Source organism: Oceaniovalibus sp. ACAM 378 (assembly GCF_008085915.1).
In the GTDB taxonomy this organism is placed as follows: Bacteria; Pseudomonadota; Alphaproteobacteria; order Rhodobacterales; family Rhodobacteraceae; genus Oceaniglobus.
The window spans coordinates 117,596-140,251 of record NZ_VSJK01000008.1; the positions used below are offsets into that span (position 1 = coordinate 117,596).

Below are 22,656 nucleotides of genomic sequence, written 5' to 3' on the forward strand. Positions count from 1 at the left end.
CGCGTCGTGATGAAAAGGCCAGCGCGAAGGGAATTCGGGCGCGGTTATTCTTTCAGCATCCGGGTCACCACCCGGGCCGAGCGTTCCAGTGTCCGGTGCACCGGACAGCGATCCGCAATCTCCATCAGTCGGTCCAGTTGTTCGGTGTCCAGATCGCCGGCCAGATGCACCTCGCGTTGGAACTCGTCGATCTTTTCCTCGCCACGCGTGTCGGCATCCTGAGCGTGCACCTTGTTGTGGCTGACGTCGACACGAACATGATCCAATAGCCAGCCCTTGCGCCGCGCATACATCCGAATCGTCATCGATGTGCAGGCGCCAAGCCCCGCCGCGATCAGCCCATAGGGCGACATTCCCCGGTTCGTGCCGCCATAGGCCAGCGGTTCGTCAGCCAGAATGTGATGGTCGGGTCCTGAACTGATATCCTGAAGGAATCCTTCGGCATCGGCCTCGGAGACCCGCACGATGCCTTCGGGCGCACCGGGGGGCGGTGCGGGCTGGCGCAGCGACAGATACCGCGCGGACCAGGCGGCAATCACCTCGGCGGCATATTCCGCATCCTCGGCGCGGGTAATCAAATGATCCGCATTATCCAGGGTCACGAAGCTTTTGGGGTGCTGCGCGGCGGTAAATATCTGTGACGCGCTGTCGATTCCCACGATCTCATCCCGGGGCGCGTGCATCACCAGCAGCGCGCGTTTCAATCCGTGGATGGCGGGGGCCAGATTGGCCTTTTCTACATCCTCGACAAATTCGCGCGAAATCCGGAAAGGGCGGCCGCCGAGCGAGACTTCGGCGCTGCCATCGGTGCGGATGGTATCCAGCGCGCCTGCAAAATTGTGGGTAACATGGCTGGGGTCGAAGGGCGCGCCGATCGTGACCACGGCGCGCGCGCTGTCGATCTCCCCGGCTGCCTTCAGCACAGCTGCTCCGCCCAGCGAGTGACCGATCAACAGTTCCGGCGCCATTCCGCGCGCGGCCAGATACCCGGCTGCGGCGGTCAGATCGGCGACATTGCTGGTGAAATCCGTATTCGAAAATTCGCCCTCGGAATGTCCGAGCCCGGTGAAATCGAATCGCAGGACCGCCAGCCCCATAGCAGCCAAACGCCCGGCGATGCGCCGCGCCGCCGGAATATCCTTGGAGCAGGTAAAACAATGCGCAAACAGCGCGGTGCCCAGATGCGGACCGTCGGGAAGATCCAGTCGGGCCGCAAGTGATTGGCCGTCGTGCCCCTGAAAGGTAATTTTTTCCATGGCCATCTGATGCCCTCCTGTCTTGAACTGAACCTGTGACGCGGGGCCCGTCGCAACAAGACTGGAAAACACAGTGTCACGTCAAGGTGACGGTTGTTTCAACTTCCGCTGCTTGATCCGAAGCGTAATACGGTGTGGATTGAAGTCAGTCAGGAGGCGGAATGGATAAGAGTGCAGCGGCGGTATTTGGGGCTTTGGTGGCGGATGCGGCGGCGCTTGGTTTGCATTGGCTATACGATGTGTCGCGCCTGGCCGAGGTCGCGGAGCGCCACGGAAGCGCTGCCTTTGTACCGGTCGACGCGGCGTATTTCGACGGAGCCGAGGGGTATTTCGCCCATAGAGCGCGGCGGGACGGGCAACCGACACAATATGGTGCGGCGCTGCGGTTGGTGATGGCGACGATTTTGCGGCAGGGGGTGCCGCTGGATATCACTGCCTATCAGGCGGATTATGCCGGGTTCTTTGGAGCGGGTGGTGATTGGCGCGGGTATATCGACCGCCCCACAAAGGGCACGCTGGCGAATTTGGCTAAGAATCAAACCGATCCTTCTGGGGTCGACGATGATCAATTGCCAGCCCTGGCGACGCTGCCTGCGGTGATCGTGGCCCATGGCGGGCGGGGCGATCTGGCGGAACGGGTTCAGGCCGCGCAGCGCGCCACCAACGTAAATCCCGAGGCGGGCAGGTATGGCAGGGTGTTCACCGATCTTCTGACGCAGGTGTTGAACGGAATTCCCCTGCCGCAGGCGCTGCGTTCTGCGGCAGGGACAGACGCCCCGCTGCTGGCCGCTCTGGACAGTGATCAACCGGATTCTGTTGTCTTTGGCGAAACGACGGGCCGAGCCTGCCATTTGTCGATGGGGATGCCTCTTGCCTTTCATATTCTGGTCCATGCCACTGATTTTGCCGACGTAGTCGAGCGTAACATCCGCGCGGGTGGTGACAGTGCGGGACGGGCGATCGTAATCGGTGCGGTCATGGGGGCCGTGCGGGGTGCGGGGGATATACCGCTGGATTGGGTGCTTGCGCTGGAGGACGGGCGGTCGATCTGGGCTGAGTGCCGGGCGCTGTCCGCCCTCTGATCCGGTGGGGCACTTAACCTCGCCGCCAGGCCGGCACGCGAATCTGCGCGAGGGTTTGCCCGTTGTGACGGACCACATCAAGTTCGCCGCCATGCAGCTCGACGATCCGCCGGGTCAACGGAAGGCCGAGCCCGATCCCGTCGGATGCCCGTTCGGTCGGTCTGGCACCAACCGCAAAGGCCTGCCATATGCCGGCAATGCGATCCTCGGGTATTCCCGCGCCGTCATCCAGAATCTCGAGTGTCAGGTCACCGCCCGGATCTTCGCGCAGGCTGATGTGGCCGGTCGGGCCGCCATGGGCGATGAAGTTCAGCAATAGGCAGGTCACCCCAAGCTCGAGCAGCGCCGGATCGCCTTTCAGCGTCATCCCGTCGGGCAGTGCACCGGTATTCAGGTGTTTACCGTTCAACCCGGCCAACCGGCCCATGCGGTGCAACACACCGCCCAGCAAAGCGCCGATGTCGACCAAGGTGTCGGGCAGGGCAATGTCGCCGGTCCGCAGATCGGTAAAGGTCAGAATACTTTCGACGATCTTTTCCAAGTGGCTGGCGCTTTCCAACAGGATTGCAATCAGTTCCGCCTGATCTTCGTTCGCGGGTTCCAACACCTGCGCCAGACCCTGAATGCCGTTCAGCGGTGTGCGCAACTCGTGGCCGATCAGGGTCAGGAATTCTTCTTGCGCGTCGGCGGCGATGCGGTTGAGCCGGGCAAGCTGTGCGGGATCGGGTTCCAGCGGCACCTCATAAAACCGGGCGACCATTGCTGCCAGATGTTCCAACTGCCGCACTTGTGTTTCGCCGGGCGCATCACGCGGCACCAGATCAATCGCGCAGAGCGTCCCGATGCAAAACCCCGAGGACAGGATCACCGGCGCGCTGGCAGAAAATCGCACATGGGGCGGCCCGGCGACCACCGGATGATCGGCTGTGCGCGGATCGAGAAGGGTGTCGGGCAGGATGATCGTCTGCCCCTTGGCCACAGTAAAGGCGCACAGCGAGTGGGTGCGCGGCGTTCCGGTCATATCGATGCCGTTCATGCACAGAAACGTCAGATGGTCGCCGCTGAGCAGAGACAGGAATGCGACAGGTGTGTCGAAGATGCCGCGCACGACGTCTGTGACATGGGTAAAGAACGGGTCGGATCGGCGTTTTTCAAGCTCCATCGCGTCGGTGATGCGGGATCGTGACAGGTCATTCACGGGCACGGGATAGGGTCGGATCGGGGTCTGTACGGTCATGAAGGGCCTCACATCGCGGTGATGGCAAGACCTAGCCGTGATGGGTTAACAATCGGTGAGTGCCCGTAACAAAACGGGGCGCCCCGAAGGACGCCCCGCATGGTCAAACCCGGGTGTCCGGATCAGCAGCTATAGTACATCTTGAACTCGATCGGGTGGGGGGTCTGTTCATAGGCATAGATCTCCTCCCACTTGAGATCCATGTAGCCTTCGATCTGATTCTTGGTGAACACATTGCCCGCAGTCAGGAAATCCATGTCCTTTTCAAGCTCATCCATCGCCTCGCGCAGACTGCCGCAGACGGTCGGGATGCCGGCCAGCTCTTCGGCGGGAAGATCGTACAGATCCTTGTCCATCGCTTCGCCCGGGTTGATCTTGTTCTTGATCCCGTCAAGCCCGGCCATCAACAGCGCGGAAAAACACAGATAGGGGTTGGCGGCAGGATCGGGGAACCGCGCCTCGACCCGCTTGGCCTTGGGGTTTTCGGCCCAGGGAATGCGCACACAGCCCGACCGGTTGCGTGCGGAATAGGCGCGCAGGACCGGAGCCTCGAACCCGGGAATCAGCCGCTTATAGCTGTTGGTCGTCGGGTTGGTGAAGGCGTTCAGAGCCTTGGCGTGCTTCAGGATGCCGCCGATATACCACAGCGCCTCATCCGACAGATCGGCGTATTTATCGCCCGCAAAGGTCGGCTTGCCGTCCTTCCAGATGGACATGTTCACGTGCATCCCGCTGCCGTTGTCGCCTGAAATGGGTTTCGGCATGAAGGACGCGGATTTCCCATAGGAATGGGCGACGTTCTTTACGATGTACTTGAATTTCTGGATCTCGTCGGCCTGTTTGGTCAACGACCCGTGCAACAGGCCCAGTTCGTGCTGGCACGATGCGACCTCGTGGTGATGCTTGTCGACCCTCATGCCGATCCGCTTCATCGTCGACAGCATTTCGCTGCGCAGGTCCTGTGCGTCATCCACCGGGTTTACCGGAAAATAGCCACCCTTGAGCCCGGGCCGGTGGCCCATATTGCCCATTTCGAACTCGGCATCCGAATTCCACGAGCCGTCGACCGCATCGACCTCATAGGATACCTTGTTGATCTGAACGGCAAATCGGACGTTGTCGAACAGGAAGAATTCGGCCTCCGGACCCATATAGGCCGTGTCGCCGATACCGGTCGATTTCAGATATTCCTCGGCGTTGCGCGCTGTGCCGCGCGGATCGCGCTCGTAGCGTTCGCCAGTGTCCGGTTCGCAAACCGTGCAATGCACCGCCATGGTTTTTTCCGCATAGAACGGATCCATATACACGGTGCTGGTGTCGAGCATCAGTTTCATGTCGGACTGGTCGATCGATTTCCAACCCGCGATGGATGATCCGTCGAACATCAGGCCATCCTCGATGAAATCCTCATCGACCTGATCGGACATCATCGTGATATGCTGCAACGTGCCGCGCGGGTCGGTGAAGCGGACATCGAGATATTCGATATCCTCGTCCTTGATCTTCTTCAGCATGTCCGTGGGGTTCATGGTGTCCTTCTTTCCTTCGGTTTTTCGATTGAGACCTTGTGGCTGCCCGGGCAGGGCCGGGCGGCCGGATTACAACGCTTCGCTGCCGGTTTCGCCGGTGCGGATGCGGATCGCCTGTTCGACGGACGATACAAAAATCTTGCCGTCACCGATCTTGTCGGTCTTGGCGGCCGATACGATGGCCTCGATGGCGGCGTCGACCTGTTCGTCGTCCAGCACCACCTCGATCTTCACTTTCGGCAGGAAATCGACCACGTATTCGGCGCCGCGATAAAGCTCGGTGTGCCCCTTCTGGCGACCGAACCCCTTCACCTCGATTACGCTCAACCCCTGAACGCCGATGTCCTGCAAGGCTTCCTTGACCTCATCCAGCTTGAATGGCTTGATGATTGCCTCGATCTTCTTCATGGGCCGACTCCTACGTGCTGTTGGTTGGGACAGACCACTTCTCGTCGGCGGCTACAATTCGCCGTGGGCAGGCAAGCGCAACGGCAAGAAGGAATTGCAATGGAACGCCACGATTTTGTGCGCCATGCCAGTTTTTTGGGCAGTTTTAAAATTCGCCTCGGGGCGCGATGATCGGGCTGGCGACATCGGCGCAGATGCGGGCGCTGGAACGGGCAGAGATCGACAGCGGCGCGGTGACCGGTTTTGCCCTGATGGAAAGGGCCGGACAGGGCACCCTGAGCGCCATCCTCGCACAATGGCCCGCTCTGGCGACGCGAGTCGGGCGGGCGGCGGTGTATTGCGGGCCGGGCAACAATGGTGGCGACGGTTTCATCATTGCGCGCTTGTTGGCCAAGCGCGGTTGGCAGGTCGCGGTTTGGATGATTGGCGATCCCGCCGCCCTGCCGCCAGATGCGCGCGCTGCCTTTGATGTATGGCGGGGCGTCGGGCAGGTGGCATTTTGTAACGGTGCGCCGGAAACCGTGTTTCCGGGGTTCTGGGATGAACCGCCTGAACTGATTGTCGATGCGATCCTCGGGATCGGCCTGACCCGCGATCTCGGGCCTCAGATCAACCAAGCAGTCTCCGGGATACAGCAATACAAGGAACGGCGCATGGTGCACCCGCCCATGGTGGCGGTTGATGTGCCCACGGGCCTGTGCGCCGACAGCGGTCGCAACCGCGGCAACCCATGCAAATACGATTTGACGGTGACGTTCCACACCGGCAAGCCGGGGCATTATCTGGCTGATGGTCCGGGACTCTGTGGCGCGCTGGCGGTGGTTGATATCGGTTTGCCTAGCCGCGTCGATCCACTGCCGGCGGAGGTGCCGCGGCTGGTCAACGGTCCGGGTCCGGTCGGCAAGAGCGGGGGCCACAAGTTTGATCACGGGCACGCGCTGGTGCTGACTGGAGGGCCGGGGCGCACGGGGGCTGCGCGACTGGCGGCGCGGGGGGCCATGCGGATCGGTGCGGGGCTGGTGACGCTGGGCGTGCCCCCCGCCGCACAGTTCGAGGTCGCCTCGCAGATCACGGCGGCGATGCTGAGCCGGATCGCGGATGCAGCGGCGCTGGAGTCCCTGCTGGAGGATCGGCGAATCAACGCGCTTTGCCTTGGGCCCGGGTTGGGGCGCGACCGGCGGGCGGCGGGGCTGGTGGCCGGGGCACTGGCCTCGCGCCGCGCCTGTGTGCTGGATGCGGATGCGATCACCCTGCTGGCGGAACGTCCCGAATTGGTTGCGCAACTGCACGCCGCCTGTGTCCTGACGCCCCATGCCGGCGAATTTGCGCGGTTGTTTCCCGATATCGCGCAGCGCCTGTCGGATGTTCCGGCGGCAGGCGCTGCGTTTTCCAAGCTGGATGCAACCCGCGATGCGGCGCGACAGGTCGGCTGCACGGTGGTGTTCAAGGGCCCCGACACGGTTGTCGCTGCGCCGGACGGGCGGGCGGCGATCCACTCTGCGGCCTATGGTCGGGCTGCACCCTGGCTGGCCACAGCGGGGGCAGGCGATGTACTGGCCGGGATCGTGACCGGATTGCTGGCGCGGGGCCATGCCCCGTTCGAATCCGCCTGTGGCGCTGCATGGCTGCACACCCAGGCGGCCCTTGCCTTCGGCCCCGGACTGATCGCCGAAGACCTGCCCGAAGCCCTGCCCGAAGTGCTGCGCCGATTGTAAGGACGCGCCGCCTCTGGATTCTCCTTGCACAAATACTCAAAAAGAAAGGCCCGCCTCACGCGGGATCGGACGTGATCCGCGCCAGCGCTTCGACCTTGCCCTTTGCCGCGCCTGAATCGATGCTTTCCCGTGCCATTTCCACGCCCTCGGGCAATGATGAAACCCGGTCGGCCACCACCAGCGCCGCTGCTGCGTTGAACAGCACCGAGTCGCGGTAAGCCCCCGGCGCGCCGTCCAGCAGGGCCCGCAGGGCCGCACCGTTTTCAGCCGGTGAGCCGCCGAGGATTGCCTCGAACGGATGCACGGGCAACCCGGCGTCCTCGGGTGCAATCTCGCGCATTGTGACTATGCCGTTTTCCAGCGCCGCCACCTTGGTCGGCGCAGCGATAGAGATTTCGTCGGTGCCGTCGCCCCCATGGACAAGCCACGCCTTTTCGGCCCCAAGCGCCGCAAGGGTTTCGGCCATGGGGCGGATCACGTCGGCCGAGAAAGCGCCAGTCAACTGGCGTTTCACGCCTGCCGGATTGGTCAGCGGGCCAAGGATGTTAAAGATCGTGCGCGTGCCCAGTTCGCTGCGCGCGGGCATCACATGGGCGGTGGCTGGATGGTGCATCGGGGCCATCATGAAGCCGATGCCGACCTCGGTCAGTGCGCGCTCTACCACCTCGGGGCCGACCATCACATTGATTCCCATCTGGGTCAGCGCGTCCGCCGCGCCGGATTTCGACGACAGGTTGCGGTTGCCGTGTTTCGCCACAACGACGCCGCAGCCCGCCACGACAAAGGCGGTGGCAGTGGAAATGTTCAGGGTTTTCATCCCGTCGCCGCCCGTTCCGACGATATCCATCGCGCCCTCGGGCGCGCGGACGGGGCGGCATTTGGCGCGCATTACGGCGGCGGCAGCCGCGTATTCGTCCACGGTTTCGCCCCGGGTGCGCAGAGTCATCAGGAACCCACCGATTTGGCTGGGCGTCGCTTTTCCCTCAAACAGGATGCTAAAGGCAATCTCGGCTTCGGCCCGGGTAAGCGGGCGGTCGACGGCGGCAGCGATCAGGTCTTTCAGGTCGCTCATGCCGGCAACGCCACGCGGCTCAGGAAATTGCGCAGCATTGCGTGCCCATGTTCCGAGGCGATGGATTCGGGGTGAAATTGCACCCCTTCAATCGGCAGTTCGCGGTGTGCCAGGCCCATGATGGTCCCGTCCTCCAGTTCGGCGGTGATTTCCAGACAATCAGGCAGGGTCGCGCGGTCCACCACCAGCGAATGATACCGCGTCGCCGACAGGGGGGAAGGCAGCCCGGCGAACATCCCCTTGCCGGTGTGACGGATGTGCCCCGCCTTGCCGTGAACGATCTCGTGACAGGGTACAACGTTACCCCCGAAGGCCTGACCGATGGTCTGATGCCCCAGACAGACACCCAGAAGCGGCGTGCGGGCCTCGGCAGCAGCCAGCGTCAGGTCAAGACAGATCCCGGCACGGTCAGGGTCACAGGGGCCCGGTGACAACAGGATCGCCGAGGGGCGCAGCGCCATTGCCTGCTGCACATTCAGCGCGTCATTGCGGTGCACCTGCACCTGCGCGCCAAGTTCCCCCAGATAGTGAACAAGATTATAGGTGAAACTGTCGTAATTATCGATCAAAAGCAGCACAGAGTCGATTCCTTGTGGGTGGCTTGTGGTACGGTGCAAAACCCGGAGCCACTCCGTCACCTGCCAAGGCGCGGCAAGAGGGGGTGAACCCCGCAGGGTGTCACGCTATACATGGGCGCAGGGGCGGGCAGGGGTCAAGCACCCTTGGGCGGTCCGGCGGTACAATTGGAAATTTCGGCTTTTGATGCCGAAGCGGCGAAAGCGCAGCGTGAAGGGAACGGCGTGAAGGGAATTCTGACGGGTGCGCTCTGGGGTGTTGTGGTGACGGGCGTGGCGCTGATCGGCGGAAGCCAGTTCGCTGAACGACGCGTGATCGTCGGCCCCCCCCCCGAGGCGGCGGCGACCGATATGCCTGTGGGACTGCCGGTCAACCCGTCTGTGGACGAACCGGGGCCGCTTCGGCCCGCATCCGAACAGCCATCGCCCGGCGTGGTCGCGGCGTTGAAACCGCCGGTTGAAGCTCCCGATACAGACGGCGACAGGTTGATGTCGCCGCTGGAAACTGCCCCTGCTGACATGCCTCGAACCGATCCTGCCCCGGTGATGCCGCCGGTTACACCCAGCGAAAATTTCGGGGCCGCCGCGCCTGAACCGGCAACAGATACTCCTTTGGCGGTGCCGGTGGACGATATTTCGCCCGGGACGCCGATGGATGATGCGCCGCCCGTTATCGCAGTTGCGCCGCCCGCCGGACCGGGGCCCGAGGTTCCTGATCGGGGCACGGCGCCGGACGCGCCTGTTCCCACCGTTGCCGAAGACGAAGTGCCGACCATGCCCTCCGCGGAAACCGGCCCGAAGATCGCCGCTCCGGCTGAGATTCCGGGTGCCGTCGTTCTGGCGGAAAATGCAAACTCACCGATGCCCTCCGCGCCGCTGCCTGCCGGAGTGATTGACGCGCCTGTGGTTGCACTGCCCGAAACGCCACCGGATTTTGTGCCGCCCGCATCTGACGTGACCAATGCTCCCTTGCGCCCGGCCGCACCGCCCACAGCCCCCGTCGCTGCGACCGACGACGGGGAACTGCCGAATGTAGGCACGCCGCCGGAGGCGCCCGAGACAGACCCCGCGCCGGTTGAGACGGCACAGGACAGCGCGCTTCCGGTCGTTGCGCCGCTGCCGGATCGTGTGGATGACACGCCGGAACCCACAGCCCGACCCGCGCCCGACGACACACCCACAGTGATCACCAACCGGCTGCCCCGGATTGGCGATACGCCTGATACGACCGCAGAAACCGCCAATATACCCGATGCGCCCGAGGCTAAAGATGCTTTGACACGCAACGGCTTACCCTTCGACAATCCCGAAGGCCGGCCGATCGTGGCCATCGTTCTGATCGATTCCGATGGTCCGCCGGTGGATCTGCCATTCGCGGTAAGTATTGCGGTGGATGCGGTCAGGCCAGATGCCGCTGGGCGCGCCGTCGGGTATCAATCTGCCGGGTCCGAGGTTCTGCTGATTCCCGCCTTGCCCGAAGGCGCGCGGGCTTCTGATGTATCTGTGGCGATGCAATCCAGCCTGCAGGCGATCCCGATGGCAGTCGCCGTATTGGAGCCGCCCGAGGGCGGGGGCCTGACCAATCGTGAGGTGGCGGGGCAGATCGTAACTGAGATTGCGGCCACCGGTCACGGGCTCGTTCTTTTTCCCCGTGGGCTGAACACGACGCGGCAGGTGGCGGCGCAGGCTGATGTTCCCGCAGCGCTGGTGTTTCGTCAGATCGACGATCAGGGGCAGGATACCCGCGCCGTCAAACGGTTTCTCGATCAGGCGGCGTTCCGCGCCCGGCAGGAGGAAGCGGTGATTCTGATCGGCCGAAACCGACCGGAAACGATTGCGGCGCTCACGGAATGGGCGCTGGGCAATCGCGCAGCCAGTGTCGCGCTCGCTCCGGTTTCGGCGGCACTGCGCGCTTTGGGGCAGTGACAGGTCCGGGGCAGTGATCGGCAGGGAGGCGGTGAAACGTCGCTCACACCCGTAACGTTGATTTCCGGTGCGCCCGTCACCGGGCGGCACGGTTCGCCTGGACAATTGCGCGACGTGCTCTGGTTCTATTGCACCGGATACGAAACGCTGAAGTTGTGCGACCTTACCGCGAGATCTGTGAAAGAAGGTCGCACAGGCCTGCTGCATTGTGCGTTTCGCGTTGCGGACGCGCGCCACAAAACTCCCTGTCTCGGGCATGTTTAAAAAAGAGGCCCCGCCTCCTTCGTCGCGGTGGCTGTGATCCAGTGGGTGTCCGAACGTCAGGCCTTGGACGAACATTCCAACCCGTCGACATAGATTACATGATCGCCGCCAAGATCGAGCGTGAACAAGCGCAACCGCATGGGCGTTTCCCGGCGTGAGATGAATTCCCCATCGACAAGCCGCTCCACGGGCACCATCGCCGTGTGTTGCCCAAACAGAGCAAGCGCGCGCCAGTCGCGCAGCAACACCTGTTGCTCGGGCCCCAGCGTCAGACCGTGTTCAGGCCGGCCATGGCCAAGGCTGGAACCGCTCACGTTGATCGGTGTCACATCCCGATGAATTCGCGATGTCACGGCCACAAGGCGGCACATGCCTGTGTCGCGCGTCACAATCCGGTCACCGGGGCGCAGGCAATCGACCGGGACCGCGCCATCCAGCGTCATGATCCGGGCCGGCGCGGCGAATCCTGCCAGCGCGGTTTGATTCGTTTTATCTCGCGGCGCCGTTGTTCGGGAAGGGGTCGGCGTTGATGCGCCGGAAAGGGTTTTGTGCATGTGTTGCCTCACGATTGCTGCCTCGGGCCTTTTTTCTCACAGCATAAGGAAATAAATCGTTACCAACGACAAAAACACAGCCCTGTTTCCACTCGCGTTGTCTGGTGTGCTTTGCTAGACAACATTTGCCGCGCGGACCGTAATCGGATCATGCGACGGAAATGTGCGGGTGTGGCGGAACTGGTAGACGCACCAGATTTAGGTTCTGGCGCCTTTGGCGTGGGGGTTCGAGTCCCTTCACCCGCACCACCTTATTCTCATTAGATTGATTTAAGCGGTTTCAGTTGGGTTGATGACGCGTCAATTCACGCGTTCTGTCCCCGGCGGCGCAACCCATACGCCAAAAACAGAAAGGCCGCCCTAAGGCGGCCTTGTCTCACTAACCGTGGGTAATCGGTTAAATTGGAGCGGGCGAAGAGATTCGAACTCTCGACCCTAACCTTGGCAAGGTTATGCTCTACCCCTGAGCTACGCCCGCATCCGTTGGTGAGGTCGGGATACTCAACCCCAAAGGAGGCCGCAAGGGGAAAAGTTCAATGGCGCAGGAATATCCGGCTCCAAAGGCTCGCGGTGGCGGAAAATTCCCGGATCACGGCTCAAATTCGATCAGCAGATCTTTTGCATCGATCTGGGCCGCGGGTGTGACGTGAACCGCCTTGATCGTGGCGGCGCGTTCGGCATGGATTCCGGTTTCCATTTTCATCGCCTCGATGGTCAACAACAGGTCGCCGGTTTTCACTTTCATACCCGGTTGGGCGGCGACGGTGGCGACAACACCCGGCATGGGCGCACCGATATGGGCCGGGTTGCCCGGTTCGGCCTTCGGGCGGCGGGCGGCGATGCCGGTGGCCTTGCGATCGGGAACACGGACCAGACGGGGCTGGCCGTTCAGCTCGAAAAACACCCGGGCCTCGCCCGAGTCAGTGGTTTCACCGACGGCCAGACATCTGATTTCCAGCGTTTTACCGGGATCGATTTCTGCGGTGATCTCTTCGCCCGGCGCCATGCCGTAAAAGAACGTATGGGTCGGCAGGGTGCGCACCGGGCCGTATTCCAGATTGCGGCGGCGATAGTCGAGATACACCTTGGGATACATCAGGTAACCGTTCAGATCCTCGTCATCCACATCGACTCCGTCCAGCGCATCCGAGACTTCCTTGCGGGCCGCTTCAAGATCGACGGGTTTCAATCTCTTGCCGGGACGTTCGGAAAACGGCTTTTCGTCCTTGAGGATCTTTTTCTGGATCGCTTTTGGCCATCCGCCCGGCGGTTGGCCAAGCGAGCCGCGCATCATGTCGATCACACTGTCGGGGAAGGCCACATCGACATTCGGGTCTTCGACCTGTTCACGCGTCAGCCCCTGCGCCACCATCATCAGCGCCATGTCGCCCACTACCTTGGACGAGGGCGTGACCTTGACGATATCGCCGAACATCCGGTTCACATCGGCATAGGTCTGCGCGACCTGGTGCCAGCGCTCCTCAAGCCCCAGGGACCGTGCCTGCGCCTTGAGGTTGGTGAACTGTCCGCCGGGCATTTCGTGCAGATAGACCTCGGATGCCGGGGCCTGCATGCCCGATTCGAACGCCGCATAATGCGAGCGGACCGTTTCGAAATAGTTGGAAATTTCGCGCACAGCGCCAATATCAAGCCCGGTTTCGCGCGGCGTATTGGCCAGAGCCTCGACAATCGTGCCAAGCGTCGCTTGCGAGGTGTTGCCCGACAACGAATCCATCGCGCAGTCAACTGCGTCGACCCCTGCGTCAGCGGCGGCAAGAATCGTGGCGCAGGCAATTCCGGCGGTGTCGTGGGTGTGGAAATGGATCGGCAGGCCCACTTCTTCCTTCAACGCCTTGATCAGGATGCTTGCGCCGACGGGTTTCAACAGGCCGGCCATATCCTTGAGCCCGAGAACATGCGCGCCTGCGGCTTTCAGTTCCTTGCCCATGGCAACGTAGTACTTAAGGTCGTATTTTGACCGGTCAGGGTTCAGCAGATCGCCAGTGTAACAGATCGTGCCTTCGCAGACCTTGTTCGCCGAGATCACCGCATCCATCGCGACGCGCATGTTTTCGACCCAGTTCAGCGAATCAAACACCCGGAACACGTCGACACCCGATTCTGCCGCCCGCGCGATAAAGCTCTGGACCACATTGTCAGGGTAATTGGTATATCCCACACCGTTGGACGCGCGCAAAAGCATCTGGGTCATCAGGTTAGGCATCGCAGAACGGATGTCGCGCAGCCGCTGCCACGGACATTCCTGCAAAAACCGATAGGCCACATCGAACGTTGCACCACCCCAGCATTCGACCGAAAACAGTTCGGGCAGGTTGGCAGCATAGGCGGGGGCGGCGGTGATCATGTCGATTGACCGCATCCGCGTGGCCAGCAGCGACTGGTGCCCGTCGCGCATCGTGGTGTCGGTGATCAGCAGGCGTTTCTGGTCGGCCATCCAGTCGGCCACCGCCTGAGGGCCGAATTCCTCAAGGATCTGACGGGTGCCCGGGCGCGGAGAATCAGTGCGCAGTTTCGGCGCGTGGGGCGTTTTGACATAGGCGGGCGGGCGCGGACGGCCCTCGGTTTCGGGATGCCCGTTGATCGTGATGTCGCCGATATAGGTCAGGATCTTGGTCGCGCGGTCACGGCGTTTCTTGAATTCGAACAGTTCCGGCGTCTGGTCGATGAATTTCGTGTGATATTCATTGTTGAGGAATGTCGGATGTTTCAGCAGATTCTCGACAAAGGCGATGTTGGTTGAGACGCCGCGAATACGAAACTCGCGCAACGCCCGGTCCATCCGCGCGATGGCCGCTTCGGGGGTTGGGGCCCATGCGGTGACCTTTTCCAGCAATGAGTCATAATATCGGGTGATTACCGCCCCGGAATAGGCCGTGCCACCGTCCAGCCGAATGCCCATCCCCGTCGCGCCGCGATAGGCGGTGATCCGGCCATAATCGGGGATGAAGTTGTTCATCGGGTCTTCGGAGGTGATCCGGCACTGGATGGCATGACCGCGCAACTGGACGTCATATTGCGATGGGGTTCCCGTCGCCTCGACCAGGGATTTCCCCTCGGCGATCAGGATCTGCGCGCGCACGATGTCGATGCCGGTCACTTCTTCGGTCACCGTATGTTCGACCTGAACGCGGGGGTTCACCTCGATGAAGAAGAATTCGCCTGAATCCATATCCATGAGGAATTCGACCGTTCCGGCACATTCGTAATTGACGTATTCACAGACCTTCTTGCCAAGATTGCACAGCTTTTCGCGCTGTGCGCCGGACAGATAGGGGGCGGGGGCGCGTTCCACGACCTTCTGGTTGCGCCGCTGGACCGAACAGTCCCGCTCCCACAGGTGATAGATCGCACCGTGTTGGTCGCCCAGAATTTGCACTTCCACATGGCGGGCGCGCAGGATCATCTTTTCCAGATAGCCTTCGCCGTTGCCAAAGGCAGCCTCGGCCTCGCGACGGCCTTCCAGCACCTTTGCCTCCAGCTCATCCGGGCCTTCAATCGCCCGCATGCCGCGTCCGCCGCCGCCCCATGAGGCCTTGAGCATCAGGGGATAGCCGATTTCTGCCGCTTCCTTGCGGATCACATCCATGTCGTCGCCCAGAACGCCGGTGGCCGGGATGACCGGAACGCCGGCGGCGATTGCCACCTGCCGTGCGCTCGCCTTGTCACCAAGCTCGCGCATGGTTTTTGCCTTGGGGCCGATGAATGTGATGCCGTTTTCAACACAGGCATCGACGAAATCGGGGTTTTCCGAAAGCAGTCCATACCCGGGGTGGATCGCGTCGGCGCCCGACATCCGGGCAACGCGGATGATTTCTTCGATCGACAGATATGCGGCGACCGGTCCCAGACCCTCGCCGATGCAGTAGGCCTCGTCCGCCTTGAAGCGGTGCAGGCTCAGTTTGTCTTCTTCGGCATAGACTGCGACGGTGCGCTTGCTCAATTCGTTGGCGGCGCGCATGACCCTGATGGCGATCTCGCCGCGGTTGGCGATCAGTATCTTCTTGAAGTCAGCCATCTTGGTCCATCCCTTGTTTTGCAGGCGCAGCATAGCGGCCATTGACCATTGGGAAAGCAGAAACTTCGCGTCTCACCCGCCCATTTTGTTCGAAGAGAAATGCGGCCAATCAGCGCAGATAAGGAGCGATTTTTTGGCTGTATTTACAGTGTATTGAATGGTTTTTTCCAATGCCTGTTGTCCGTGTGCGCGCTTTGGGACATCCTTGGGATTTTGGAGGTGCAGCGGTGCTGCGAATGTCGTGCAGCGCCCGGAAAACCATGGCGAAACCAACCACCGGCACCGTAATTTTGCCGCGTCGCAGCCCATGCCGGCGTTTGTCGATCAGACTTTGGAAACCGGGTCGAGCGAACCGCAGCCGCCACCGAAATCAATCGATCCGGCGGGGTTGGGTGAGAGGTTTTCCGCGACGCTGCGACGCTCCCGGTATCAGATTTCCGGTCGGGCTCTGTCCCAGGGATGAGCGAACTATCTCTCGGGTTCGGTCAGGTCACATTCTACCGTTCGTTGCTGTCGGTCGGAAATGCTGGACGCCCGATATCCGGCAGCCGCGTCAACCCCAACTGGCCCATATCGGCGATCATCCCGGCGCGCAGCACATGAACGACGTGATCCACGCCCCTTTGACCAAAGGCGGCGGCACCCCAATGGGGCGCGCGGCCCAGCATTACGAAATCTGCCCCGCGCGACAAAAGCCGCAAAATATCCGTGCCACCGCGCACCGCCCCGTCGCAGATTAGTGGTATATCGGGGCCAACGGCATCGCGAATTGTGACCAGAGCGTCAATCGGGGCCGGCCCGGCATCGAATTGCCGCCCACCGTGGTTCGACACCCAGATTGCATCGCAAAGTTCGGCCATGTCGGCGGCATCGCCCGGATGCAACACGCCTTTGACCACCAGCTTGCCCGCCCATTCGCGGCGCAGGGTCTCCAGATAGGCGCGGTCGGGCGCTGTGCGCAGCTGATATCCTACATGCCCGGTGCCGCTGTGGGTCGTGCTTGTATCGGCATATTTCGCCAGTGTTCGCAGGGTCGGGATACCGGAGCGCGCGGTGGCCAATGCCCAGGCCGGGCATTGTGCGGCCTGCCAGATCACGCCCGGAGTCATCCGCATCGGATTGGTGATGCCCGCCCGGGTCAGTCGTTCCCGGCGACTCGGGACCGGCACATCCGCTGTCAGAATCAGCGTGTGAAACCCCGCGTCACGGGCGCGGGCCAGCATGTCGCGCCGGATATCTGGTTGCCCGGGGGCATAGAGCTGAAACCAGCCTTGATCGCCAATATCGGGCGCCAGATCCTCGGGGCTGGCGGCGGCGACGGTCGACAGGCAGAACGGAATACCTTCGCGGGCGGCGGTGCGCGCCAACATCGACTCGGTCCCCGGCCAGACCAGCCCTGACATGCCGACGGGCGCAAAACCAAAGGGCAGGGGATGGCGTCGCCCCATCAGCGTGACCGAAAGATCGGGTGTCGCCGCGCTTTTCAAGGCGCGAGGCGTCAGGGTGACGGCGTCCAATGCGGCACCGGTGCGGGCCTTGGCGGTTTCCTCGCCCGTGCCGCTGTCCAGATATTCCCAGACAAAGCGGGGCAGGCGGCGTTTCGCGCGCCGTCGAATATCGTTCAGCGTCGGATACTGGTGGTCGATCTCCATAGCGCTCTCCGCTTTGATCGCACACATATGAAACGGCCCGGTTCCATTCGCAACAAAAAGCGGTCGCGGCATCCCGGCATTGCAGATAAGCAGCGGCGATGGACAACGATTTTGAAATTTTCCTGACCGTGGCGCCGGGGCTGGAACAGGCTTTGGCCGAAGAAGCACGAACCTTGGGGTTTGCCGATCCGGTGGTCGTGCCGGGCGGGGTGACGGTGCGGGGCGGCTGGCCCGAGGTTTGGCGCGCAAATATCGGGTTGCGCGGTGCCTCGCGGGTGCTGGCGCGGGTTGGATCATTCCGTGTGATGCATCTGGCGCAACTGGATAAACGGTCGCGCCGGTTCGATTGGTCAGCCGTGCTGCGCAAGGATGTGCCGGTCAAGGTCGAGGCGACATGCCGCAAGTCCCGCATCTATCACGCTGGCGCTGCGGTACAGCGGATCGAAACTGCCCTGCGCGAGACACATGGAATCACCTTGGCCGACGATGCGCCGATCCGCCTGATGGCAAGGATCGAGGATGACCTGTGCACCTTCTCTCTCGATACATCTGGCGAGTCGCTGCACAAACGCGGCCATAAACAGGCGGTGGGTAAGGCCCCGATGCGCGAAACTCTGGCGGCACTGTTTCTGCGGCAGTGCGGATTTGATGGCACCGAACCGGTGGTCGATCCTATGTGTGGGTCCGGCACCTTTGTGATCGAGGCTGCTGAAATCGCCCGTGGCCTGATGCCCGGGCGCGACCGGGATTTCGCATTCGAACGGCTGGCCGGATACGACGAAGCGGCTGTCGCCGCCCTGAAGCTGGCCACGCCGCGCGACGTGCCGGTGCGGTTTTACGGATACGACCGCGACACCGGCGCGATACGAATGGCGACCGCCAACGCGGATCGTGCCGGGGTGGGTGATCTGACCACATTTGCCGCGCAACCGATCAGCGATCTTGTGCCGCCAGAAGGCCCGCCGGGGCTGGTGATGATCAACCCGCCCTATGGTGCGCGGATCGGCGAGCGAAAGCTGTTGTTCGGGCTTTATGCCACGCTGGGCAAGGTGCTGTCGCAGTTTCACGGCTGGCGCGTTGGCATCGTCACCAGCGACGCAGGGCTGGCCAAGGCGACCGGGCTGCCGTTTCTCCCGCCCGGCCCACCCGTGGCCCATGGCGGGCTGAAGGTACATCTATTCCGCACGAATCCGCTGCGTTGAGGGAACGGAACCGGAACAACGCTTTAACTTGTCCCATGTCCCTACTATAGTATTACCTATGAGCAGTTTTGACGAAGCCGATGCATTTGACGCCGCTGTCCCGCTGAGCCAGCGGGCGATGGCTGGTGCACGCGCGCCCTATCTTGACGATCTGAACCCGGCACAGCGCAAGGCGGTTGAAACGCTGGACGGTCCGGTCCTGATGCTGGCGGGTGCCGGTACTGGCAAGACCAAGGCGCTGACCGCCCGGATCGCGCATCTGATGATGACCGGACGCGCAAGACCGAACGAGGTTCTTGCCGTCACCTTTACCAACAAAGCCGCGCGCGAGATGAAGGATCGCGTGGGTCGTTTGCTGGGTCAGACGGTTGAGGGTATGCCGTGGCTGGGCACATTCCACGCGATCTGTGTGAAACTGCTGCGCCGCCACGCCGAGCTTGTCGGGCTCAAGTCGAACTTCACGATTCTCGACACCGACGATCAGATCCGCCTGATGAAACAACTGATACTGGCGGAAAACATCGATGAGAAACGCTGGCCCGCACGGCAACTGGCCGGACTCATTGATGGTTGGAAAAACCGCGCCTGGACTCCGGGAAACGTCCCGGCGTCCGAAGCGGCGGCGTTCAACAATCGCGGGACCGAACTGTATGATTTCTATCAGCAACGGCTGAAAACCCTGAACGCGGTCGATTTTGGCGATTTGCTGCTGCATGTGGTGACGATTTTTCAAACCCACAATGACGTGCTGGAGCAATATCAGCGCTGGTTTAAATACATCCTTGTCGACGAATATCAGGACACCAACGTCGCCCAGTATATGTGGCTGCGGCTGTTGGCGCAGGGGCACCGTAACATTTGCTGTGTCGGTGACGACGATCAGTCGATCTATGGCTGGCGCGGCGCCGAGGTGGGCAACATCCTGCGGTTCGAGAAGGATTTCGAGGGTGCCCATGTGGTGCGTCTGGAGCAAAATTATCGCTCGACCCCGCATATTCTGGCTGCTGCATCAGGTGTGATCGACGCGAATCAGGGCCGGTTGGGCAAATCCTTGTGGACGGCCGAAGAGTCCGGCGAAAAAGTGCGGCTTATCGGCCACTGGGACGGCGAGGAAGAAGCCCGTTGGATCGGTGAAGATGTCGAATCACTGCAACGCGGCACCCGGGGGCTGGACCCTATGTCGCTGGACGACATAGCGATCCTTGTGCGTGCCTCGCACCAGATGCGCGCGTTCGAGGATCGGTTCCTGACCATCGGCCTGCCGTACCGGGTCATTGGGGGTCCGCGGTTTTACGAACGGATGGAGATTCGTGACGCCATGGCCTATTTCCGGCTGGCTGTGTCGCCTGACGATGATCTGGCGTTTGAACGAGTGGTCAACACGCCGAAACGCGGTCTGGGCGACAAGGCCCAGAAGAACATCCAGCTTGCGGCGCGGGAAAACGGCGCAAATCTGGTCGATGGCGCGCGAATCCTGCTGGCCGACAAGGGGCTGGGCGGCAAGGGCGCAGTCGAATTGCGCCGGCTGATCGACAATATCGAACGCTGGCATGAACTGATCCGACCCGTTGTCATGGATGATGAAGACGCGGTGATCGACGATGGCACTTCGGTGCAGACCCGGATTTCACACATCGAGCTGGCCGAGCAAATATTGGAAGAGTCGGGCTATGTCGCCCATTGGCAGAACGACAAGACGCCCGAGGGGCCGGGAAGGCTGGAAAACCTTAAGGAACTGGTGAAGGCGCTGGAGCAGTTCGAGAATCTTCAGGGGTTTCTCGAACACGTCAGCCTCATCATGGACAATGAAAGTAATTCCAGCGGCGCCAAAGTGTCAATCATGACGCTGCACGGCGCAAAGGGGCTGGAGTTTCCTGCCGTATTTCTGCCGGGATGGGAGGACGGGTTGTTCCCCAGCCAGCGCAGCATGGACGAATCGGGTCTGAAGGGCCTGGAGGAGGAGCGGCGGCTTGCCTATGTCGGTATCACCCGCGCCGAACGGCTGGCCACGATCAGCTTTGCCGCCAACCGTCGGGTCTATGGCCAGTGGCAATCTGCGATGCCTTCGCGGTTCATCGACGAACTGCCTACGAAACATGTCGAAGTGCTGACCCCGCCGGGATTGTATGGTGGCGGGTATGGTGCGGCGGGAATGGCGGCACAGGCGTCGCCATCGATCTCCATGGGATCGAAATCAACCCTGCATGAACGGGTGGCGGATGCGAACGTCTATAACTCGCCCGGTTGGAAACGGATGCAGGCTCGATCATCGGCCCGCCCCATGGGCCAACCGCGCGAATCGCGCAATATGGTGATCGATGCCACCGCCATTTCGGCCCACACGGAAGGCGACCGCGTGTTTCACCAGAAATTCGGCTATGGCACCGTCATGGGGATTGAGGGCGACAAGCTGGACATCGCCTTTGACAAGGCCGGGTCGAAAAAGGTCGTGGCCAGATTCGTCACCGATGCTGACAGCGCGGGCGACGTGCCGTTTTGATGCGCAAATTGCCCAGGGGCCAGCACCGGCACTTCTCAGACATATCTTAATGCGAATCACGTATCGATGACCGGTGGCCAGAACGGCCGTTTCGGAGCGTTGAAAACCGTGAATATCCTTATTCTCGATCCCGAACCCACGTGTCGGGCGGCACGACAATCGCTGTTCATGCTGGCAGGGCACCGGGCTGAAACAGTGGCCGATGGAAATCAGGCTTTGGCAATCCTGCGGCGCAGGCGTTTCGACGTCCTGTTGCTCGATCCGTTTTCCAACGCTGCAACCGCAATGCCATCGCTGCCGTTGGTGCGATTGACCTGTCCCGGCTGCCGTCTGATCATTCTGACCAAGACCAACCTGTTCCAGCGCCGCGAATTGTTCGGGATGATGCCTCCAGCGATCCGGATCGTGCGCCAACCTGTCAGCGACGCCGATCTGGTAATCCATTGCGAACAGGCGGTGTCCCGGGACGCTCCGGCAAGAAAACCTGCCGTTCGGGAGGCATATCAGCACTGAAAAGGGAAAATTCGGCGACACCCGGGAGGAGGTGGGTGCCGCCGCTTACATCACACCGGCCCAATGGGAGGAGAAGGCCAGCGGGATCTGTGGTGGGGTTGGGCGCATCCGCGCGAACCCCGGTAACTGTGCGGCGACACCCGGGAGGAGGTGGGTGCCGCCGCTTGCATCACACCGGCCCAATGGGAGGAGAAGGCCAGCGAGATCTGTGGTGGGGTTGGACGCATCTGCGCGAACCCCGGTAACTGTGCGGCGACACCCGGGAGGAGGTGGGTGCCGCCGCTTGCATCACACCGGCCCAATGGGAGGAGAAGGCCAGCGAGATCTGTGGTGGGGTTGGGCGCATCTGCGCGAACCCCGGTAACTGTGCGGCGACACCCGGGAGGAGGTGGGTGCCGCCGCTTGCATCACACCGGCCCAATGGGAGGAGAAGGCCAGCGAGATCTGTGGTGGGGTTGGACGCATCTGCGCGAACCCCGGTAACTGTGCGGCGACACCCGGGAGGAGGTGGGTGCCGCCGCTTGCATCACACCGGCCCAATGGGAGGAGAAGGCCAGCGAGATCTGCGGTGGGGTTGGACGCATCTGCGCGAACCCCGAAAGAAAAGTGCGACGACACCCGGGAGGAGGTGGATGCCGCCGCAAGAGACAGGAGACCCCGGGAGGAGAGTGGGGCCGCCTGATTCCGTGGCTTCAGCGCGCGCCGTAGGCGGCGTCTGTCGCAATGCTGCCGATCATCGACCGGTTAATTCCAAGGTCCGCCAATTCGCGATCGTTCAGCGAAGTCAGTTCGTTCACCGTGCGACGATAGGTGCGGTATTGCTCCATGCGGGCGCCGAAAGCCGTGAAAAGGCCGCTCAGGCGGGAAATCGGTGCGGTGCGGGCTGCGCCGCCGGTGCTGGTCATATAGGCCATATTATTACCTCATTCGGTTCTGCGTAGATACGCTGGTCTTGTTGAGACTGAAGATAGGCATTTGCTGCAGTTGCGCAATAGCCCGGGTGCTCAATGCTGCTATGCAGCATTTGCATATGTGGCGCTGACCTAACGTCAGGCTCTCATTCCGTTTTTTTTGGACCCCAGACAAACGGCCTTGCCGGTGACGTCACAGGGTGCATGGTGTGCGCGACCACAAA

General features: G+C 62.0%; 16 protein-coding genes and 2 tRNA genes. 7 read left to right on the forward strand and 11 right to left on the reverse strand.

Features of this window, described 5'->3' with window-relative positions:
• Window positions 1–44 precede the first annotated feature (44 nt).
• Window positions 45–1,262 carry a bifunctional alpha/beta hydrolase/OsmC family protein gene (locus tag FQ320_RS12445; protein WP_148472693.1) on the reverse strand — a complete coding sequence of 406 codons (1,218 nt, stop codon included), beginning with the start codon at window positions 1,260–1,262 and terminating at the stop codon, window positions 45–47.
• A 155-nt stretch (window positions 1,263–1,417) separates the two neighbouring features.
• Between FQ320_RS12445 and FQ320_RS12450 the strand changes: the two genes are divergently transcribed.
• Window positions 1,418–2,338, forward strand: coding sequence for an ADP-ribosylglycohydrolase family protein (locus FQ320_RS12450; protein ID WP_148472695.1), 921 nt, complete (start codon window positions 1,418–1,420; stop codon window positions 2,336–2,338).
• A 13-nt stretch (window positions 2,339–2,351) separates the two neighbouring features.
• On the opposite strand, the gene FQ320_RS12455 is transcribed toward FQ320_RS12450, so the two are convergent.
• The 3 genes from FQ320_RS12455 to FQ320_RS12465 all read right to left on the reverse strand — a co-directional run bounded on the left by FQ320_RS12455 (window position 2,352) and on the right by FQ320_RS12465 (window position 5,512).
• Window positions 2,352–3,575 carry a GAF domain-containing sensor histidine kinase gene (locus tag FQ320_RS12455; protein WP_148472697.1) on the reverse strand — a complete coding sequence of 408 codons (1,224 nt, stop codon included), beginning with the start codon at window positions 3,573–3,575 and terminating at the stop codon, window positions 2,352–2,354.
• A gap of 122 nt (window positions 3,576–3,697) precedes the next feature.
• Window positions 3,698–5,104 (reverse strand): type I glutamate--ammonia ligase, encoded by a 1,407-nt coding sequence (glnA, locus tag FQ320_RS12460; protein WP_148472699.1) that lies wholly within the window; start codon window positions 5,102–5,104, stop codon window positions 3,698–3,700.
• 69 nt (window positions 5,105–5,173) lie between these two features.
• Window positions 5,174–5,512, reverse strand: coding sequence for a P-II family nitrogen regulator (locus tag FQ320_RS12465; protein WP_148472703.1), 339 nt, complete (start codon window positions 5,510–5,512; stop codon window positions 5,174–5,176).
• 167 nt (window positions 5,513–5,679) lie between these two features.
• On the opposite strand from FQ320_RS12465, the gene FQ320_RS12470 reads away from it, so the two are divergent.
• Window positions 5,680–7,227: an NAD(P)H-hydrate dehydratase gene (locus FQ320_RS12470; protein ID WP_148472705.1), complete on the forward strand. Its 1,548-nt coding sequence runs from the start codon at window positions 5,680–5,682 to the stop codon at window positions 7,225–7,227.
• A gap of 55 nt (window positions 7,228–7,282) precedes the next feature.
• Here FQ320_RS12470 and trpD read toward each other — a convergent pair whose 3' ends face one another.
• Together trpD and FQ320_RS12480 are read right to left on the reverse strand one after the other, a co-directional pair.
• Window positions 7,283–8,299 (reverse strand): anthranilate phosphoribosyltransferase, encoded by a 1,017-nt coding sequence (gene trpD, locus FQ320_RS12475; RefSeq protein WP_148472706.1) that lies wholly within the window; start codon window positions 8,297–8,299, stop codon window positions 7,283–7,285.
• Window positions 8,296–8,877, reverse strand: a complete 582-nt coding sequence (locus FQ320_RS12480) for an aminodeoxychorismate/anthranilate synthase component II (protein WP_148472707.1) — start codon at window positions 8,875–8,877, stop codon at window positions 8,296–8,298. The genes trpD and FQ320_RS12480 overlap by 4 nt, the downstream gene beginning before the upstream one ends.
• Before the next feature lie 165 nt (window positions 8,878–9,042).
• Between FQ320_RS12480 and FQ320_RS12485 the strand changes: the two genes are divergently transcribed.
• A complete protein-coding gene (locus FQ320_RS12485) occupies window positions 9,043–10,800 on the forward strand; it encodes a divergent polysaccharide deacetylase family protein (protein WP_187393884.1) in 1,758 nt (585 codons plus the stop codon).
• 320 nt (window positions 10,801–11,120) lie between these two features.
• Here the strand turns inward: FQ320_RS12485 and FQ320_RS12490 are convergent, their stop codons facing one another.
• Window positions 11,121–11,618, reverse strand: coding sequence for a Hint domain-containing protein (locus FQ320_RS12490; RefSeq protein WP_148472711.1), 498 nt, complete (start codon window positions 11,616–11,618; stop codon window positions 11,121–11,123).
• 165 nt (window positions 11,619–11,783) lie between these two features.
• Here FQ320_RS12490 and FQ320_RS12495 point away from each other — a divergent pair.
• Window positions 11,784–11,867: transfer RNA gene (locus tag FQ320_RS12495), tRNA-Leu, on the forward strand.
• Window positions 11,868–12,021: 154 nt separating this feature from the next.
• Here the strand turns inward: FQ320_RS12495 and FQ320_RS12500 are convergent.
• The 3 genes from FQ320_RS12500 to FQ320_RS12510 all read right to left on the reverse strand — a co-directional run bounded on the left by FQ320_RS12500 (window position 12,022) and on the right by FQ320_RS12510 (window position 17,306).
• A tRNA-Gly gene (locus FQ320_RS12500) sits at window positions 12,022–12,096 on the reverse strand.
• A 111-nt stretch (window positions 12,097–12,207) separates the two neighbouring features.
• Window positions 12,208–15,654 carry a pyruvate carboxylase gene (locus FQ320_RS12505; RefSeq protein ID WP_148472712.1) on the reverse strand — a complete coding sequence of 1,149 codons (3,447 nt, stop codon included), beginning with the start codon at window positions 15,652–15,654 and terminating at the stop codon, window positions 12,208–12,210.
• A 497-nt stretch (window positions 15,655–16,151) separates the two neighbouring features.
• The gene (locus FQ320_RS12510; protein ID WP_148472714.1) at window positions 16,152–17,306 is read right to left on the reverse strand and encodes an alpha-hydroxy acid oxidase; all 1,155 of its coding nucleotides are present in this window, start codon (window positions 17,304–17,306) and stop codon (window positions 16,152–16,154) included.
• 98 nt (window positions 17,307–17,404) lie between these two features.
• On the opposite strand from FQ320_RS12510, the gene FQ320_RS12515 reads away from it, so the two are divergent.
• The 3 genes from FQ320_RS12515 to FQ320_RS12525 all read left to right on the forward strand — a co-directional run bounded on the left by FQ320_RS12515 (window position 17,405) and on the right by FQ320_RS12525 (window position 21,521).
• Window positions 17,405–18,508, forward strand: coding sequence for a class I SAM-dependent RNA methyltransferase (locus FQ320_RS12515; RefSeq protein WP_148472716.1), 1,104 nt, complete (start codon window positions 17,405–17,407; stop codon window positions 18,506–18,508).
• A gap of 58 nt (window positions 18,509–18,566) precedes the next feature.
• Complete coding sequence (locus tag FQ320_RS12520) at window positions 18,567–21,008, forward strand: ATP-dependent helicase (protein WP_148472718.1); 2,442 nt, start codon at window positions 18,567–18,569, stop codon at window positions 21,006–21,008.
• Window positions 21,009–21,074: 66 nt separating this feature from the next.
• Window positions 21,075–21,521, forward strand: coding sequence for a hypothetical protein (locus tag FQ320_RS12525; protein ID WP_187393886.1), 447 nt, complete (start codon window positions 21,075–21,077; stop codon window positions 21,519–21,521).
• A gap of 692 nt (window positions 21,522–22,213) precedes the next feature.
• On the opposite strand, the gene FQ320_RS12530 is transcribed toward FQ320_RS12525, so the two are convergent.
• Complete coding sequence (locus FQ320_RS12530) at window positions 22,214–22,435, reverse strand: DUF1127 domain-containing protein (RefSeq protein ID WP_148472722.1); 222 nt, start codon at window positions 22,433–22,435, stop codon at window positions 22,214–22,216.
• Window positions 22,436–22,656 lie beyond the last annotated feature (221 nt).